The organism is Caballeronia sp. LZ001 (assembly GCF_031450875.1).
Lineage (GTDB): Bacteria > Pseudomonadota > Gammaproteobacteria > Burkholderiales > Burkholderiaceae > Caballeronia.
Genome location: NZ_JARTVX010000004.1, coordinates 1 through 18,467 on the forward strand (window position 1 = coordinate 1; position 18,467 = coordinate 18,467).

General features: G+C 58.3%; 20 protein-coding genes. All 20 read right to left on the reverse strand.

All coding sequences use genetic code 11. The features are described 5' to 3' along the window. A partial coding sequence (locus P9292_RS10115) for a glycoside hydrolase family protein (protein WP_309958766.1) occupies positions 1-378 on the reverse strand: 378 nt, incomplete at its 3' end. Between the two features lie 71 nt (positions 379-449). Beyond that, entirely contained in the window at positions 450-650 is a 201-nt protein-coding gene (locus P9292_RS10120) for a hypothetical protein (protein WP_309958767.1), read from the reverse strand. A 36-nt stretch (positions 651-686) separates the two neighbouring features. After that, a complete protein-coding gene (locus P9292_RS10125; protein WP_309958768.1) occupies positions 687-1,667 on the reverse strand; it encodes a pentapeptide repeat-containing protein in 981 nt (326 codons plus the stop codon). Between the two features lie 4 nt (positions 1,668-1,671). Beyond that, entirely contained in the window at positions 1,672-4,791 is a 3,120-nt protein-coding gene (locus P9292_RS10130; protein WP_309958769.1) for a phage tail protein, read from the reverse strand. Continuing rightward, entirely contained in the window at positions 4,779-5,543 is a 765-nt protein-coding gene (locus tag P9292_RS10135) for a Mov34/MPN/PAD-1 family protein (RefSeq protein ID WP_309958770.1), read from the reverse strand. The genes P9292_RS10130 and P9292_RS10135 overlap by 13 nt, the downstream gene beginning before the upstream one ends. Before the next feature lie 3 nt (positions 5,544-5,546). After that, entirely contained in the window at positions 5,547-6,245 is a 699-nt protein-coding gene (locus P9292_RS10140) for a phage minor tail protein L (RefSeq protein WP_309936391.1), read from the reverse strand. Beyond that, positions 6,242-6,586 carry a phage tail protein gene (locus P9292_RS10145; protein WP_309936390.1) on the reverse strand — a complete coding sequence of 115 codons (345 nt, stop codon included), beginning with the start codon at positions 6,584-6,586 and terminating at the stop codon, positions 6,242-6,244. The genes P9292_RS10140 and P9292_RS10145 overlap by 4 nt, the downstream gene beginning before the upstream one ends. 11 nt (positions 6,587-6,597) lie before the next feature. After that, a complete protein-coding gene (locus P9292_RS10150) occupies positions 6,598-9,150 on the reverse strand; it encodes a phage tail length tape measure family protein (RefSeq protein WP_309958771.1) in 2,553 nt (850 codons plus the stop codon). Positions 9,151-9,352: 202 nt separating this feature from the next. Then, positions 9,353-9,853 carry an HK97-gp10 family putative phage morphogenesis protein gene (locus tag P9292_RS10155; protein ID WP_309853924.1) on the reverse strand — a complete coding sequence of 167 codons (501 nt, stop codon included), beginning with the start codon at positions 9,851-9,853 and terminating at the stop codon, positions 9,353-9,355. Next, positions 9,846-10,214, reverse strand: coding sequence for a hypothetical protein (locus P9292_RS10160; RefSeq protein ID WP_309853927.1), 369 nt, complete (start codon positions 10,212-10,214; stop codon positions 9,846-9,848). The genes P9292_RS10155 and P9292_RS10160 overlap by 8 nt, the downstream gene beginning before the upstream one ends. Positions 10,215-10,234: 20 nt before the next feature. Continuing rightward, on the reverse strand, positions 10,235-10,570 hold the full coding sequence (locus tag P9292_RS10165) for a hypothetical protein (RefSeq protein ID WP_250464089.1): 336 nt from the start codon (positions 10,568-10,570) through the stop codon (positions 10,235-10,237). Between the two features lie 56 nt (positions 10,571-10,626). Beyond that, positions 10,627-11,124, reverse strand: coding sequence for a phage tail tube protein (locus P9292_RS10170; protein ID WP_309853932.1), 498 nt, complete (start codon positions 11,122-11,124; stop codon positions 10,627-10,629). Between the two features lie 50 nt (positions 11,125-11,174). Next, entirely contained in the window at positions 11,175-11,531 is a 357-nt protein-coding gene (locus tag P9292_RS10175) for a DUF3168 domain-containing protein (RefSeq protein ID WP_309853935.1), read from the reverse strand. Beyond that, on the reverse strand, positions 11,506-11,844 hold the full coding sequence (locus P9292_RS10180) for a phage head closure protein (RefSeq protein ID WP_309853938.1): 339 nt from the start codon (positions 11,842-11,844) through the stop codon (positions 11,506-11,508). The genes P9292_RS10175 and P9292_RS10180 overlap by 26 nt, the downstream gene beginning before the upstream one ends. Further along, positions 11,844-12,407 carry a hypothetical protein gene (locus P9292_RS10185; protein ID WP_309853941.1) on the reverse strand — a complete coding sequence of 188 codons (564 nt, stop codon included), beginning with the start codon at positions 12,405-12,407 and terminating at the stop codon, positions 11,844-11,846. Before P9292_RS10185 ends, P9292_RS10180 begins: the two co-directional genes overlap by 1 nt. Before the next feature lie 35 nt (positions 12,408-12,442). Then, complete coding sequence (locus P9292_RS10190; protein ID WP_309853944.1) at positions 12,443-13,768, reverse strand: phage major capsid protein; 1,326 nt, start codon at positions 13,766-13,768, stop codon at positions 12,443-12,445. Positions 13,769-13,849: 81 nt separating this feature from the next. Continuing rightward, entirely contained in the window at positions 13,850-14,821 is a 972-nt protein-coding gene (locus P9292_RS10195; RefSeq protein WP_309958772.1) for a S49 family peptidase, read from the reverse strand. Beyond that, the gene (locus P9292_RS10200; RefSeq protein WP_309853950.1) at positions 14,818-16,077 is read right to left on the reverse strand and encodes a phage portal protein; all 1,260 of its coding nucleotides are present in this window, start codon (positions 16,075-16,077) and stop codon (positions 14,818-14,820) included. Before P9292_RS10200 ends, P9292_RS10195 begins: the two co-directional genes overlap by 4 nt. A 185-nt stretch (positions 16,078-16,262) precedes the next feature. After that, positions 16,263-17,975, reverse strand: a complete 1,713-nt coding sequence (locus P9292_RS10205) for a terminase large subunit (protein ID WP_309853954.1) — start codon at positions 17,973-17,975, stop codon at positions 16,263-16,265. 2 nt (positions 17,976-17,977) lie between these two features. After that, positions 17,978-18,451, reverse strand: coding sequence for a terminase small subunit (locus P9292_RS10210; protein WP_309853957.1), 474 nt, complete (start codon positions 18,449-18,451; stop codon positions 17,978-17,980). Positions 18,452-18,467: the final 16 nt, after the last annotated feature.

Below are 18,467 nucleotides of genomic sequence, written 5' to 3' on the forward strand. Positions count from 1 at the left end.
GGCAATGCTCTTCCAATCGTGCTCATTGAATCGCTTTGCAGTCGCGCTCGCGCAATAGTTGCGACTGCCTATGTTGTAGGCAAAACTCACCGCGGCCGCGAGTTGGTTAGGATGGTCCTTGAGGCTCGGCGTGCATCGAAGCACATCATCGGCATGGGTCATAAGTTGGCGGTTTAACGACTCCCAGCACTCGTCTGGACTGTACGACTGGCCGACAACGACGTCGTGCGTGTCGCCGCTGCATTTCGTTGCAACACCTACAGGGTCGAGGTAACCGCGATGCACAACCCCTTCGAAGCGAGGCACGATGCAATACAGCGTGGTTGCAGCTACGGTGCCAACTATGCCCGCGAGCGCTGCTTTCCCAAGGTTTGCCATTCAATGTTCTCCAGAAACAACGAAGCCCCGCCTGCCGATAGCAAACGGGGCGTCATTCATGTTCAGGCAAATCAAGCGTGAGCCGACTCGCGTTCGCGCGCGCGTTGATCGCGCCGGTCTTTTCTCCAGGCGAACACGAAACTTGCGCCAATATAGGCAAGCGTCGCCACCGCGACCCACCAGTTGATGTCGTGACTGCTCAGCCACAACCAAAAGTTTCCGCCCGCCACGGGCGCGGCCTTCGCCGCGCTGGCGCCCCACTCGTCTTTCATTGGATTTCCCGCTAAGAGATTTGTGAACGTTGATCGCTATCGCACAACGCCTTCCATGTGCGCACCGCGTAGATTCGTACCTGCTAGGTCCGCTCCCCGAAGCTTCGCTTTTTCAAAACGCGCTCCGTCCAGGTCCGCGCCGCTTAGGTCCGCTCCGCGCAAGTCAGCTTCGGACAGGTCCGCGCTGCGCAGACATGCTCCGCTCAGATTCGCGCCCTCAAGCGCAGCTCGCACAAGAATCGCACCCCGCATATCGGCCCGACTTAGGTCCGCGCATGTGAGCTTTGCTCCAGTGAAGTCGACATCGCAAAGCGAGGCGTTCGCGAGCTTCACATTCACGAGCGGCGCACTGCCCCGATGCTCGCCGCCAAGATCTGCGTGACTTAAATTCCTGTTCGCGGCATGACTGAGATCGTCAGCAAGGTTGTCGCTCTGCGTGGTCAGTATGACCGCGCCGGTATGACGGTTTTTGATCTCAGTACCACCCTTCCATGACGTGTCGCTGCGAATTGCGCCGTCGAGGTTCGCGCCCTCAAGCATCGCGCCGCTCAGGTTGCAATCGCGCAAATCAGCCCCTTTCAAGTCAGCGCCGTACAAGTTAGCGCCCGTCAAATCCGCGCCACGCAATACAGCCCCAGCCATCTTGGCATTGACCAAATTAGCGCCGCACAGAACGGAACCGCTCAATTGCGCGCCAACGAGCACTGCCTCCTCTAGATCGGCACTGCGCATATCGGCTTGCTCAATCGTAGCTCGTTCCAGATTCGCCCCCACCAAATTTGCGTCGGCCAGGCGCGCTGCGCGCAGCTGCGAATTTGATAGCGGAGCGCCACTAAATATTGTTGTTCTACCCAAGTCGATATGGCTGAGATCACGCTTTTTGGAAACAGCCTCACGCAGCGAATCTCGAAATTCACTGTCGGTTTGCGTGAGGATCAGTTTGCCCGTTCGGCGATTCTTATAGTCGAAACCTTTATTCCAAGGTAAAAGATCCCACCCGGTCCCGTTCGCTTTCATCGCGTCAATCCATTTCGTATCGCATGCCAGGCCCGACTTCACTCGGAAACCAGGCGCTTGAATGAGGGCTATCGAAGTCGCCAGATGGAGAGGGGATCGCATAGATCACCCGGACCCAGCAATATCCTGAACGGCGCGCGTGTATCTGCATCCGTGCGGAGCCAGTTTCGCCGTATAGGTTGCCCCTGGCATCAGTGAACTTGTCCGTCTCACCTAGGCGAACCTCAACGCGCCATTGCAGTGTGTTCGTTGCGCCTTCGAGCTCGCAGTCGATCCTCAACGCTCTACGATCTCGTCCCAGGCGCAGGTCCTTGATTGAGACCAATCCATTGAGCGTCCGGCCCACCTCAGCCACCTCCGACAAGCGACCGTCCCACACCTCGGCCTGAACGCGCGCTTTGTAGTTGCCGGGCTTTAAGTCGTGCACGACCCACTCGCACTTCGTGTTTGCAAGCCGTTCTTTCTTTACTTCGTGACCCGGCTCATGCCATTCAATCAAATACTGCTTGGCGCTGGCCACCGCGCCCCACGATATCTTGGCCGACATTCTGGCACCGTAGTCCGCGAGTGCTTCAATGCGCGGCGCGCTTGGCGCGGCAATCGGCACGTAAGCTTGATCGGTCATGTCAGTCGACGCCGCATTGTCGACGAGCGCAAACTTTTCTGGCGCGTGCCGCGTCGCCGTGATCGTGAAAGACGTTCCGTCATGCGATTCAGATATGCTGACCACGCGATACAACTGCCGTACCTCGGCTGCCGGCTGAATCGTCCATGCGGCATCACAAACCGGCGTCTGCAAGAGTGGCCTGCAAGGCGTAACCTCCGCGCCGTGCGCACTCTCAATTTCCACGCGCTGAATCTGCGCATCCGGCAGCATCAACGTAAGGTAACTCCCAGGAAGGGCCTCGACCTCCCGGTCCAGGATCACACGGCCTGTATCCGTCACACCCTTAATTCGCCCACCTATCGAACGCTGCGAGCGCAACGGATCGGCAATCTCGATCACCTGTCCTGGAAGCGCAAGCGCTCCATCCAGACCGACACCGAATGTCACGGTGTCGGTCTCCAAGCGCGAGGTCTCAAGAAGCCAATGCCCAGCCCGTTGCGCCTGCGATCGGCTGGTACAGCCAAACGCTGTGATTTCTGCCGTGTTGTAACCGTATAGAGCGATGCCATCAAGGTCTTCGACGCTCTCGACGGCGCGCTGAAAGCCATTGTTCGGGTCACACCATGTGACCATCACGGCCGTGTAGCGTGACTTCAGCGTGCTCCCGGTGTACTTGAACACCCCTTCCACTACATTGCTCGGGTTGTAGATATATGCCGGATCGCACGGCATGTCTGCCGACGTCAGCACACTGCCCGCGCTCCAGTAGGCAATGCCGCGAAATACGCTCGCAAGCTGTTGCAACAAGGCGAACGCGTGCGAACGTGTCGTGATGTAGCAATTGCAGGTGAACCGCCGCTCTGTGCCGCCGCCACTACTTGGAACCTTCTCGTCGCAGTACTTCGCAATCGCATATAACGCGAAGCGATCGACATGGGAATCCCGCAGCCAGGCACCAGCGCCGTAGCGGCCATTGAGAAGGAGATCTCGAAAGATCCATGCCGGATTGTCTGTCCACGCGCGCTTAAACTTCCCGGTCCACTCCTCGCCGTACTTGCGGTCGACCGGATCGTAGTTGTCCGGTACTTCAACCAGCAACCCCTTCACGTCGTATGAGCGGGCTGGAATTCGGTCGAATTTATCGGAGGTGATGCGCATCGCCGCCACTGCGCTAGTGGGATATTTGAACTCGCCGGTTCGCTTTTTTGTGTAGCTCACTACATGTGCCGTACCGTGCTCCTTTCCGGGGTTTTTATCTTGATTGATCTCGTCCGCACGCGAGATCTTCAGCACAAAACGCGCACTTCCGACCAGCTTTACTGGAAACGTGAATGTCTTGCAATAGCTCTGGCAGATGCCAGTAATCTCTCTAATCTCTGGTTCGGGCGCAGGAACGTTCTCGCTCGCCGGTTCGTACGATGGTGCGAACTGAAGTTTGATCGTCGCGTTGGTGTGCCCCTTATTCGAATCCCACCACAGATCATTTACCCGGACAGTAACATCCACCTCATCCACGTCCGGCTCTGCGACCTCGATCTTACAGGGCGTGAATTGCGTAACCTTGATCTTCTTTCCGTCCTTATAATCGTCGGCAAGACGACGCTGAAGCTCGACGCCCACTTGCACCTCACTTGAAGCCGCCGTGACCCACTTGATGGAGTCCTGCCGAACCTTCCCCTCGACAAAATCGAATTTTTCAACTTCGAAATTCAAGCTCCCGTCGTCATTTTCGACTCGAACGCCGTCCAGATACACAGAGCGACGCTGAACAGCTTTAGCGGGAAATGGACCAACGTTGTTGGCCAATCCCTCTATCTCTCCTTCCGAAATAAGATCGACAATGGTGCAGCAAAGGCGACTGTTGATAACCGTCTTCTCTTGCCCTTCAATGCCGCCTGACGTCTGCGTCGCGACCGGCGCAATGTCCTGCTCGGCCGCACGCGCCGGAGCATCGATGGCCTGGATGTCCGCACTGATCACTGTTGATCCAACGCGCATGCGCCCGTATAGCAAAGGCACCGGACCACCTTGAGCGACGACGTTCTGGATGCCTGGCATCCCGTGTTGACTTACCGGGCTCGGAGTCGGCGTCTGCGGCGAGAGCATCTGCGCAATTCCCCCCAGCGCCAAGGAGCCGCCCATGAGCATCATGTCGATGCCAAATTTATTGCCCGGGATGAGCCACATCGAGGCGGCCCCGGCGGCGGCAAGCGCCACGCCTGCGATCGTCTGGAATATCCCGCCGGCCTTACTGCCCGCAATCACCGGAGCGATGCGGATCGGCTCGCCGCCCGAGGGCCAATCGAGCTGCGTCTTATCGACATTGCGTTGGCCCACGAATACCGCATAACGCACGCCCCGCTGGCCGCTTCTGACGAGCTCCTGCCAGAATCCGGGAATCATCGTGCTGAGCGCTCGCAAGGCTTCGCGAGGAGAACGCACAACATAGGCGTGGTCGCGACCGAACTTGGCCCCCAGACTCCCATAGAGCCTGATTGGGCGCACTACATCTTCCAATTGAGTGTCTCCCGATGACGCAGCACATGCGTCACGTGTTTGCGGTAGCGTGGCAGCAGCTCGCGTCGCGAGAGCTGACCCCAAAGGTGATGCAGTATCTCGTCGTTCCCAAGATAGACCGCGGCGTGGTTGGGCACGCCGTATCGGCTCGCAATTGCCATAAGTAAGACGTCGCCCGTATGCAAACGCGCGTCGAACCCCAGGCTGATGAAGCCCGCCGCTTCGTAGTTGTCGAGATACAGCGAGCACGCAGTATCGGTCCACCACTTTCCGGCGCGTTCGAAGTCCGGCAACTCCAGCCCAAGTGCGGCGTGATAATAACGACGCACGACGCCGTAACAATCGTCCACGCCGTGCACAAAGCGCGCGCCGATCAGCGGCGCTGTGGCAGTCGCTCGGGCGATTACTTGCGCCGTGATGTGATGAAGGCGGCCAGCGTGGACGGCCCCGTGCTGGTCGCGCTGCACGCTTTGAATAAACCACACTGGAACGCCTGACGCCCCACATGCCAACAGGTCATCAAGGCTTGGCAGAGCACTCGCATCAGGATGCGAATGAACGATGGCCTGCACGGACCCCACATCTTCTGCGCAAGAATAGGCGGCCGCTGAAATGGAAAAGTGCTCAGACGGAAGATTCGAAACATTGGCGCACGGCAGGTAATCGCCGTTCACGATTAGCCCGCACGATTCGTTTGGATAACACGCAAGCGCGTGCGATTCAATTGCCGCACGCGTGCACCCGGCAAGCATCACCTATCCGCCTCGCGAAAGCGCGCCATCCGCGCCCGCAGCGGGAAAGCCGCCAAAAGGCAGCGGCACGTCCTTAAAGCGCTTTCGGCAACTCGACAATCGCTTACCGCACCTATCCTCTTCCGGCTTCTTCGTCTTGATGTTGTTGCGCGTGAAGAAATCCGTTCCGCGATAACCGCATTCAGCGCCGCGGTACTCCCATCGGCACACCGCACTGATAATCTGGCGTGCAGGCAGTTTGCGCCCCGACAGATCCAAGGGTGAACTCAAAGAGAATTCGACCACCGCCGCCGTTTCAAGCGTCTTTTGCTCAATTAGCCACACCTCGACGGGCATCTCGGCATGCGGGTCGGCTTGCGCGCTATCGTCAAGATACTGCGCAAGCGTTCTGCGCCGCCGCACCGGCGCGCCCACGAGATCGGCAAATCGCTCGCATAGTCTGGAAATCGCGCCGTCGAGATTGGCGACGCTCAGCGTAGGCGTGGGTTGTGCGGCGTCCCCCGTTCGTCCGAAGCCCATAATCTGCACGGGAAATGCGTGATACTGCTGCCCTTGCCATTTGATTAGGCCACCATGCTGATGCGCGTGAAACCGCAGAACTTCACCGCCTCGGCTTGTCAGATCGAGCTCGAATAAATTGATCAGCGCACCCGGCTCCAGTCGCTGCACATCCGCACGTGCAGTATTGCTCACTTCACTCATGCGTCGAAGACCTCCATGAATGTCACGCTTAATGCGTAAAGATCGCCGCCGAGCGCGCGGGTTTGCACGCCTTGCTGAGCGTCGAGTCGGAACAGACCGCGCGTGCGTAATGGCGGTGTCCAGTAAAAGGCTTCGGTACCGCGCGTGGCATCAAGAAACGCGCGGATTGCGCCGATTTCTTGCCCGTCACCAACAAACCGAAGCGGCCACGACTCCGTGACGTTACGCATGCCGTCGGCCACCGCCTGGCTGTAGCCGTCGCCGAACTGCACCGTGCGCACTCGAAAGTGCGTGGTTCCCTCCGCATCAACAGAAGGTGACCAGGTAAAGGTGCGATGCATAGCTGAGACTCTCACGCGAGCAACCCCTGCGACATCAAATAACCGACTCCGCCCTGGCCGCCCATCTTGCGCGCAAGCTTCTGGTCGAAGAACACCCCCACCCATTCCTGCAGCGCGCGAAGGTCGTGATCGCTTAGACTCGAGCCTCCATGATGGTGAACAGCCAGGTGAACCTGTGCGCCCTCCGATCGTGCCGCGACCGCGCTCGACCCACCCGCGAGGCCGCCCGAGGAGAAATGCGCCAAGTGATTGGAATTGATTGCCTCGAGCAGCGCATGATGCTGACGTGCCGAGGCGGCGTTCACCACGTACTCTCCGTCGGACAACATCGCAGGAATGCTGTCGCTTGTGCCCGTACCCGGCCCGGAGATGGATCCGCCCTGTGCGCGGTGGGGCAGTAGCTTCAGAAGCTGCGCAACCACCCCTGTGGTCGGTGACCAATCTATGAGACTTGCAAGAATTCCGCCCATTGCCTGGTGCAATGCAAGTTTCGACAGATCAGCGAGCGCGCTGGCGACAAACTCTCTCACACCGAGCTTGCCCGTTGTCACGAACTTCGTCACCGCGTCTTCCATCCGGCTCATGACGTTGACCACCGCGTGGCGTGCAGTTTCCGCGTGAGCTTGCGTGTCCTTGAAGAACTCCGCCATGCCGTGGTTTGCACCTTCGAGCCAATCGGTTTGGTGCCTCCTGAGCTCCGCGTAATACCGGTCATGGTTCGCGATCGATGCGACGAGACTCGCTTGAACATCCGCCACCGCTCGTCGATACCCATCGCTGTTTAATACGTCTGAGCTTGCGCTCCTTCGCAACTCATCAAGCTCGCGTTGGTGCTTGCGCGTGATTTCGTTCAGATCAGCTTGCTCGTCTCGGCGCAATGGATCCGCGTCGCGCCCGATGAGCGCGCGCGCGTAACGGCCAGCTTGCTCCTCACCGTACTCGCGCAGGCTCTCACGCGCATGCAGCGCCTGCACGGCGATCTTCGCTGTCGCCTCGCGCAGCTTCAATTCTTTCTCCATGCCGATATTCCGCTCGAGCTGTAATCGAATCGCTGATTGGGCGTGCCCGAGACTTTGTTCTTCCCTATTCGCGGCGTGCGTCTTTAATGCGGCCATCTTCTCGTTGAATCGCGCCAGCTCCTTTTGCGCGTCGCTAAGCTTGTCGGTCGTCGACATCTGCGCCCGAAGCGCAGCAGCCTGCTCACGAAGCCGGTCGAGATAACGCCTTGCGGCATCATCTGTGTGCGACGCCCGGACCTGGGCCTTTGGCGCATGGTAGAGCGACTCATTGTGAGCAATCGTCTTCTTCAGATCTGCATCGAGCCGTGCCCCAAGCTCGCGAAGCTCCTGATGACTCTTGCCGGCCGCTCTGGCGACGCCCAGGATCGCATCTTTGGCTGCGCGTGCGCTGGCGTTCGCATCGTCAAGCTTTTCCTTCCACGAGCGCACTGACTTCATCTCTTCGTCGTGATGCGCCATCATGGATGCAAACGTGTCGACACTCTTCTTGTGCGAGTCTGCTTTAGATGCTTGGTCAAGCAGAGCATGCTTGCGGCGCTCAAGCGCCGCGATCTCCCTTTCGATCGCCTCCGTGTTCGTCCCGAACGGATTAGCGTCGGCGTCATACAGCATGCCTCGCTGGGAAGCAATCGCATCCTGCAACTTCGCGAGCTCATCTCCCTTGCCTGTGACGCCCCGCCAAAAACGCTCCCACCGTTGGCCAAGCGTCTCGTAGCTATCCGTCATTGCCTTGTTGTCGGACACGACGGCTTCTCGCGCGCGTTGGCTCGCCGCTTGTACGAACTGCGCCCATGCGCCCGCTTTGTCGCCGGATTGTTCGACTGTACGGATCTGCTCGATCTGCGCCCGGCTCAGGTCGTGGTGCGTGTCAGCCCAATTCCGCGCGGCTTGAGCAGCATGTCCATACGACTGCTCGAATTGACGCACTACGTCCTCTGTCGAGTGCCCCGAGACCTTTGCATAGGCCGCCACACCCTCGGCAACTTGCAAGAGATCTGCCGCAGCGACGCGCCCGGATTGCGCGAGACTCATCAACGCCTGGCGCGCGTCGTTCGTCGAAACACCTACACGACCCGAGAGGGTGTCGGAGTAGACCAGTAACTTGCCCTGGGTAAGCGCTGCATAGTTGCCAGAAAGAACCATCGCATGATCGAGCTTCTCTTGCTGCTCGCTCAGTGCGTGAATGGCATGATAGGCAACGTACGCGCTTGCACCCAGGGCGCCTAAGGCGATGCCAGCCGGCCCACACAGCATCGGCAAGACATCGATGCGCTCGCCGAGCACCATGAGCGAGCCCATGAAATTCTTCCAAGTGCCTTGCATGGCTTCGTGTCCAAGCACAAACAACTCGCGCCGAGCGGCGGCCGACCCGGCTCCCAGATGATGCATGGCGCGCGAGGCAGCTTCAGCCTTCGCAATCAATGGCTCCGCAGACGCAGCAATGCCAAGGTTTGCTGCCTTCAATCGCATTAAATCGAAACGCGTCTTGCCCGCGGTCTCGGCCACCTTTTGAAAGCCCTTCACCGCAGCGTTGACCTGACGCACGCTCGCCGCAGCGCCGTTACTGGCCGCCTCTTCTAACGCACGCGCAACCACCGAGCTGCTCACGGCCATGTCTTTCTGACAAGCCTCGAAGGTTCGCGCGCTTGCTTGTTGATCAGCGACGAAACCCTTGCTCGCGCGTTTCACTCGCTCCATGCCTGCTTCGAAACCAGACGCATCGGCGCTGATACGAGTGACGACCTCATTAGCCACAGCCTGCCTCCTTCAACTTCTGCTCAACGACCTCAGCCATCTTTCGAGCTGCCTCTGACTTCTTGGCGTCGAACGCGGGACGCATGAACGGCTGCGCAGGCGTTCGCGAACTACCAAACTCGATGTCGTGAATGCCGCGCGCGACTGTGCGCTTCGTCAACGGCACTGCGTTTCGCTTGCCCAGTTCCACAAAACGCCCATAAAAGGCGTCCGCGCTCCAGGTGACGATGTAGGAGGCAAGCTTGCCGGGCACTGATTCCTCTTGATCGTATGCAATAAGAAGATGGTCTCGCAGGAATCCAGGCGAATGGGGTCGGCCGAAACGCTTGCCGATGCGATCGCCTACTGGCGCGCGCCGTTTCGCTTCTTCTTGAATCACGCGAGCGCCGCACACCGCCGCCTGGCGGAGCGTGCTTTCACTTACCGCGTCATCGAGCTTAGCGAACATCTCAGTCAACGTCTCAAGATTCTCAACACGATAGTTTTTACTCACCCTCGAGCACCTCCCCGTTGCGCACGACGAGGCGCTTTGCGCCAGAGCGTTTGGCTGCGTCCAGATTGACACCAAACGTGTCGGCCACAATCTCCTCGGCGCTGCGCCCACTAGGCTTTGAATGCTCGCGGCTCCAACCAGACCAAGGCGTAAACTCCGCCGCCGACGCGAGCGGTGCTTCCTTGCCACGATGGATGTTGTACAACAGACTCATAAGTGTGCCGGCCCGCAGATCTTCAATGTGGCCGCCCCATGGTTCGAGTTCGAACAGCGCCACCCAATCCGAATATTCGGCACTGAACACCTCGAGCTTGGCGCGCCGCACCGACATGCCCAATATCATGGCAATGCGCATCCACATCAGTTTCTGCGGGCTGGCTTTCAGTTTTTTGTGGCTTCCTCCTGGGCGCGGTTACCGAGACCGTTCAGCCGCATCGCGATCTGCGCGAGTTCTTCGAGGAGCGGCTTGCGCCCCGCACGAAGCGCTTCAATGTCGTCTCCGCTGAACAGCGGCTCACCTCCTTCATCAACCACGGTGGCGGCGATCAGCGTCGCTTCAAATGCGCTGTTTCCAGCGCGATCTTTAACGCTGTCGTAAAGCGCGTCGCGCGCCGCGCCCGTGAGCTCGCGAAAGCGTACTCGCTCACCTCCGAGCGCCACGACGTTCTCATCGACGATATTGGGCTGAAGAGCCGATAAAATTTGTTCTCGTTGCATGTCATGCCTCTTTAGATTGGTTCTGCGAATGAGATAAACTGACGTTAGATAGAGCCTTACCGTAAATTCGGCTTTTTACCGAACGTAATCTCGATCTCGCCGCTCACCTCCAGGTTGACGGAGCTGGTCAGCATCTGATCGACCTTCGCCGCGATCGGGAAATCCTTCACATGCGCATTAAACTTGATTTCCGTTCCCTCCGACAAAGTGAGCTTAAACTCAAGCAGCGTTCCGTTTTTTCTCGCGTTGAACAATGCCTGATGCGACTTCTCGGTCATATTCACGTGAAGTGCGAGCGTCACTTGCCCCCAATCCTGCATACCGCGCTTTTTCTCTCGACCGGTGCTATTCAAACGCGTGACGTCAACCAGGTTTGCCGAACCCGTGAAGCTTGAGATGTCTGTGAAATTTGCTACTTCGGCAAACGAAGCGTTGTCATCGCTTGCGTCCTTATACGCCAGCGTGGTGCCTTGCGATGGAACTGCGGTCGACTGCTGTTTATTTGAGTCGTTATCTGCGCGAAAAATATCTTCCGGCGTGGTTTTCTCTGCCATTGCCTTTACTCCGTTATTCAAAAATCGCCGCGGCGGTCCTGCATCACGTTCTAATAAAACTTGCCCCAGATACTCACATCAAGATGACTTCCAAAGAGGCGGGTCTCGTGTTCAAAGACATCCTCAGGTGCGCCTAGAGGCACCGCGCCAACCGTAGGGTTGACGATCGCCGAGACGACTTGATGCATCAGTTTCGCGCGACCCTCAGACGTAGTACTCCACACGGAAATCTGCACTCGTGCTCGGATTACGCCCAAAGGTTTGCCGCTCAGACCGACGGGAAAACGTCCGCCGGCCATCTGATAAACGATCCACGGGGGGCGAACATCGTCATCCACCACGTCTTCGAACACGCGCCCGTCGGCCAGATGCGCGAGCGCATTACGAACGATTTTCCCGGCGCTCATCGGTGACGCAGATAAGTTGGATGTACTCGCGCCGAGCAACATCCGGCTGCACTTGCTCAATGCGCATGACGAGGCCATCAACCGTCAAGCACATGCCCTGCCGGATGGCCTTGCAAGCTATCCGGCTATACCGAATACGCACGCTTGCTCGCGTGATGCTGACGGGCGCATCGGCCGCAATGATCTCCTTGCCGCTTTGCATAATCACAAACGCGCGCGTCTTAATGACAAGCTCCCACGCGATCGATTCACGATTTGGATCTCGTACACGGCGCTCGATGCGCACGGTCCGATTGAACACTCCTGCCGGCATCAAAATCTCGATGGCACGCAAATCGGCGCGAGCAGCACGTCGGCATAGCCACCTGGCATCTCGCCGATGGCTTGTCCCCGTGCATACAGTTCGCGATGGTCATATGCCCATGCGGCCGCCAGAAGCATCCACGAACGCACCGATGGATAGCGCGACAGGTCGATGCCCGCTTGGTAGGTGATCAAAACCGTACTGGCATCGGGCCAGGCTCTATTGGCCTTGGGCGCGAGAAGCGTCTCACGACCCAGCTGCACAACCTCATAGGTATTGCTATCCAGAGTTGTCAACTCTTCCGAAGCAATGCGCGATTGCACGCTTTCGACGGTTAGGACCTGTCCAGTTGACAACGGGATTTCGCCTCGCGGGAAGCTAGCAAAACGCTCGACGTACCGCGCGTGGCGAATCGCAGCGCCCGACTTACTTTCCGCCGCCTGCCGCGCGCCTGGGATCACAGTTCGCTCAATGAAATCGCGCTCATCCTCGTCGTCAATTCGGCATTGCGCAGCGACATCTTCGAACGTCAGTGGTTCGGCATCCAAGTATTTAAGCAGCAAAGCGGCCATTCAGTTTAACCGGCGAGTGAACTCATCGAGGGTTGTTACAAACCCCAGCGTACGCCGATGAGCACGGCAATAGATTCGACGTGGCGCGGACCAAAGTCGTTCTTGGCGATCACCCGGATCAACGTCTGGTCACGTTGAAAAGCGCTGACTACCTGACCATCCGAATCTTTGTAGGTGGCCTCCTTGCTGTAGTCGATCTCAAGCGAATCTTCTTCGCCGATGAACAGGTCGCCGAAGTCAGCGAAGTAGACCTCCGACGCATTGGTCTTATCGGCCGGCTTGCCATCAGGATCGCCAATAATCGGAACTTGCGTCGTCCGCCCGACCGGATAACCCTTCAACATGCCCTTGTCGAGCTCCGGATAGACCCTATTACCGGTTTCGTTGCGCAAGCTCGTCAGAAACCGGAACACGCGCGGCGCCATGATCCATCCCGGCGTGATCATGTTTGCGTCCGCACCCTCGAGTGCCAGAATTACCTTATTCAAGTCGATGTCGACTTTCTGCACGGACGACCCGTCACTTGCGGCGATCTTGTTTGTCTGAACCGCCCAGTGACGGAGGCCCTTCGGTGTGTTCGAATTTCCGTCGTCGAGAATGAATGCTTTATCCTCTCGAGAGCCGATAGCACTGGTCAAGTCACTAACAACGATCTGGTCGACATTTGGATTCACGCCCGCATACTTGAGCAGATCGTTTGCGATCGGCACCAGCGCGGCAAGCTTTTTCGCCGTAAGCTTTAAGTCGTCGAACTTCGGTTGTGCGGCCGGGATATCCGTGTCTGCGCCGATATAGCCGACTACAGCACCGCCCTTTAAGCGTGGAATCGTAATGTTGCCGTTCGACAGCGGCAGCGTGCGTGCTCCTAGGTAGCGAACAACCGACTTCGGACGCAGCAACTCGATCACTTCGCTCGAGAGGTTTGTCGGCACCAGGACGCCACCCGCACTCGAGGTGAGGGTGTTTAGCGACATGGCGACGTCTTCACCAAAACCGCGCTCCAGCGCCAACTTGGAAGCCAACTGCGTGTCGCCACGCGCTGCGGCCAGCGCGCGCACCATACGCGCCACCTTCGCGCCTTTCACCTCCGGCATCTTCGGCTGCGCCGGAACGCTCGGTGCCCCGCCGCTCGCCACCGCTGCCGGCGTCGGATCGATTGCAACTGCCGCCGCGGCCGCCATGCGCTCGGCCATCTCTGCCCGTTCGATCTGTGCGGTGATCTCGCTGAACTTCGTACTCAAACTAGCAAATTCGACATGTTGCTCGGCAGACAGCGCAACGCCTCCCGCTTCGCTCGCCGCAAGCGCTTGGACCTGCTGGTTAATGTTCGCGCGTTCGCGGCGAAGTTCGTTGATATTCAAGATCGATCTCCAAAAAAAGCCGCCTGAAGGCGGCAGTACTCGTTCAGCCGCGAACGCGCTGACGTGCGAAACTCGTGTATGTCAGTAGGTACTTCGCATCCTCATCGCAGCGGCCTGCGCGGCAACGCTTCGCCGTGAAGCCGTGCTCGCCTTGCGCTCGCCACGCGACGCTCGTATCTCTGCGGCTATCCGATTCACAGCAGACTGAGGCGTTTCGATACTGTCGGCCAGTGCCGCCTCTACTCCTTGCTTCCCAAAGAAAATTCCCGCCTGCGTGTCCTTGACCGCCTGAGTGGTGAGGCCTCGGAAGTTCGCGATTGCATCGACGAATTGCGCGTAGTTTGTTTGCACTACGCTAGTTAGATGCTGGAGTGACTGGTCACTCAATGGCTCGTGGGGCGTAAGATCGTTCTTGCGGTCGCCAGCGAACACCGAGGTAACCTTGATGCCCTGCTGCTCGTCGCGCTTGGACATGTCCAGATGCTTGGCGATTACGCCGATCGAACCGACACCAGAGCTCTGACTGACGATCACGTTCGACGCGGCCGCCGCGATCAGGTAGCCGCCCGAGAACGCGGAGAAATTGACGATCGACGTGATCGGCTTCACTCTCGTGGCAGCACGGATGTCGTTGGCTAACTCGAACGCACCCGTCGCGCTGCCGCCGTTGCTGTCGATGTCAAGAATGATGTGCTCGACCGCGGGATCGCTGACAGCCTGGTTCAGCGACGCGCGCAGTCCTTCATAGCTCGTCATCGGCTCACACGGGTTCATGTGCGCGGAGCGCGATACAAGGATGCCGGCGACCGGAATGATGTCCAGACCAGTATCGGCAACCACTGTGCGTCGGCGCTCGGATGCCGCCGCCATCTGCGCGCTGCCGCCAAAGTCTCCGTCGTCGGTGACTTTCGGCTGCGTGCCGTGCACGCTCAAATTCACGATATTCAGATACAGGGCCTGATTAGCCCATTGGACCGCCAGCGACATCATGTGATCACTAACGAGTTGCGGCTGATTGAAAATCAGGCTCGCGAGTCTGAGATGTGGCTTCAAAACAGAATCCTTTCGACGTCTGCAACTTGGGCTTTAGTGGGCTGAGCTTCGCTCGGCGGCATGGGCAGCGGCTTGGATGCGTCCACCATATTGAGCGGGCTCAGATAGGTATCGCCGCCATCCACTGGCGGCATGTTCTCCAAGCGCCGGATGTCATTGCTTGACAACCAGCCCCATTGACGCCCAACCGCATAAGCTGCGTACCGCGACGCCTGGTCACCCCGCAGCAGCCCTGCCAGGTTGTATTCGATGAAGTACCGTTTGCGCTCGGACGGCAGGAGCAAATCACGCGTTTTCGCCTGTTCGTGCCGCTTGACCCATGGCAACAAGGTATAGATCACAAACTGAATCTCCTGGTGCTCGATGTTACTGAACGTGGCCCGCTCAAGTTCGTTCACCATGTGCGCCGGAATCTTATAGATCCGCGCGATGTCGAGCGCGGAAAGCCGCAACGCATCGATCAAAGCCGCGTCAACGTTAGTCATCGACAGCGGCTTAAAAGTCATTCCCTCCTGCAGGAGCGCAACCTTCTTTGCATTGCCGGAGCCTGCGAACTTCGCGTTCCAGCTGTCGGTAATGCGATCGACACCCGCTTGATCCTTGATGGGCGGGCTTGCACTCGGTCGCTCAATCACGCCGGAGAGCACAGTGCCATTCAGAAACGACCTTCCCGCATACTGCTGTATCGCCTGAGAATGCCCAATCGCATTCGCATGGAGCAAGATTGGGGACAGCCCTGTATAACTATCGAGCGTGATCCAGCGAACGTGATGGATCAGGCGCTGGGGCATCGGCTCCCTGCCAAAGGCAATGTAAACTGGCTTGAGATCCCCACCGCGCTTAACTACCACCGATTCGCTCGGCAGGGGATAGAGCCCTCGAACGACCCCATCGCAATCGCGATCGATAAAGCTATAACTATTGCCGCAGAGTCCGACGGCAAGCTGCGACTGCTCTTGGTACTCGAACGGGGTTTGCCACGAGTTCGGTTCGTACTTCAGTATCGAATACAACGGGTGATTAACGGCTGGCTTCCGATCATCGCCAGATCGCTCATACAGCTCGATCGGCAACTGCGCAATGCTTTCGGCCAACAAAGTGACGCAGGCCTGCAGCACCGTGAGTGATAGCGCGCTTTGCTTGGTAACGATCTGGCCCGAGTCGGAGCGCACGCTACCCAGAAGCGACGAGATCCATCCGCCTAAACCTGTCTGCGAGACACCGACGCTCGGCAATAGATGCTTGCTAAAAAACACTACCTACTCCTTTGCCTGCGTCGCCTGCCCGATGCGAGCCGCGGCACGGTCGGCAAGGTATGCCCAGAACAGAAGGAGCAGTCCCGCCACGATAAATCCCGCTGGCACACTAACAAGCGCGACACCGAAAACAAGCAGTCCAAAGCCAACCAGTCCAGCGACCCAGCCAGCAATTCCGATTATCTTCAAACGCCTACCCCTTGGTCATAAACGGAACCACCGTACAACGCTGTGGGATTAAGTGCCATCAGCGTCACAGCGTTAAACAACGCCATCAACGGATCGATCTTTGCTGATCCGCTGGCCTGCTTCGTTATATTGACAGCGTTCCCGACCGGTACGACGCGCGCGTTACCTACACACCACGCCATTAACGGCTGACCGCCATGCATCAGCACGCCGTCAGGCACAACGTCATCTGCGCTCACTCTGGTGTTTGCCGCAACAGCGAGGCGCCGCTCCGCGGTTTTGATCGCGCCGGAGAGCTTCCAGCCCTGTGAGATACCAATCACCTTGTCTTCGGGAATACCGAGCTCGGCGAGTGCATCAAGCACGCTGCCTATTCCGGCCGGGTCAGCGCCGACCTTGTCGAGCAGGCCGGCCTGATAGATCGTGGCAACGATGTCGGCAACATCTCGCACGTCATCGCCGATCTGCGCGACCATCGTCAAGTCACCCGCAGCCTCGAAATCGTGCAGCCGCGGCGCGATCTCCTTTCGACGATCAAGGACGGACGGATGCGCCCACGCGTGCGTCCAGACAAGCCAGTTGCGCGTTTGTCTTTCGCGCCCGATCACAGCAAGCCCCAGTAAGTCATCTAGGCCGCCGCCGTCAATTCCGACGTCAATCACCTCGCTTCGCTCGATCACCTCTTCAAGCGTGATGCCAGGCGCGCGCGCAGCGTTTTCCCAGAAGTCTGCGCCCGCCCATCGATCGGAGCGCAAGTTCAGGCCTATCTCGACGTTCAGATGCTTAGCAACAAATTGCTGGAAGCTGCCATCCGTCTTGTGGCGGATCTTGCGCAACTGATCCTCCAGCCACTCGGCACTGACTGAGCGCCCAACGTTCGGGTTTGTGATGTAGAAGTTCGCCGGATCCAGATAGCCTTTCGATTCGATCAGCTTTGCAGGAAACTCGTACAGCACGCCGAGCGACTTGCGATCGATGATCTTTCCGTCGCGCACGTCGCGGTGATAGTTCAGCTTTTCGCGAAAGACGCCCGCCGGCGGCTCGTCGCTCTGCGTCGTCAGGATGACAACCCACCCTTCGTCGCGCGAGATCTGACCACCCGTCGCTTCCATGAACATGCTCTCAGCGTTCGCCTTTTTGCCAAAAAGCCAGTGCTCGTCGATAAGAATACGTCCAGATTTCTTGCCCGAGACGGTGTCCGTATCAGCGGCCACCACCTTCAACGACGCACGCGTCACGCGATGCGTGATGGTTCGAACATGATCTTGCACGTGAAACAAAGCCGACAATTCATCATCGGCTCGAACCATGCCGGCGGCCGGTTTGAAGCTGTTGTCGGCGACTTCCTTCGTGGGCGCCAGGATCAGATGCTCTTCCTCTTCACGCCAGCAGCGAATAACGGCCGTCAACATGATCCCGGCAGCGATCGTCGACTTCGTGTTCTTTTTGCTGATAAGCAGAAAGAACTCGCGGATTAACTGCGCACCGCTCTGCGCGTCGTAGGCTCCGAAAATAGCAGAGACAAAGTCGAAAACCCACTGCTCGCTACACTCGCCAAACGTCGGTTTGCCCGGCAGATCGACGACGCGCAGCTCTTTGAAAATCGCCAGCGCCTGCTCTGCTTCATCAGGAAAAATCGGAGCCGGAATGATCGACCTCCCGTCGATCAAACGAGCTTCCCAATCGGGACAGGCTGTCGTCCACTCCATACTTACACCTTCTTGCCGCCTGCCGCGACGAGCTTGGGCGGCGCGGCAGGTGCAAACTTGCTCGCGACCTTCTTTGCGGCTTCATCACGCAGCTCTTTCTTCCCGCCCTCGCCCTTTTTCGCGTGTTGATACGGAACAACCGCTTTCGCCGAATCAACGCGTAATTTCGGCTCGGTCATCGGATCATTAAACACCGCGATTAAAAACTCCAGCGCGTCGCGCGTCGCGACCGCTTTAGATATGTCGAACCCTGCGGCCGCGGCCACACTTGCCAAATTCGCATCGACCTTCGCGGGACGATCAAGCAACTTTTTTCGACGCTCGATCTCCGCTAACACCCGCGGGTTCTTTAGCAACCGATTAGCTTCGATGCTAGCGGTACGTTGGCTGTATCCGGCTGCGACTGCGGCATTTTTCCCTTTTCCGTCAACCAGATACGCCTCTACGAACAGCCGTTGCTTATTCGTTAGGGACATTAGCAACTCTCGTAAA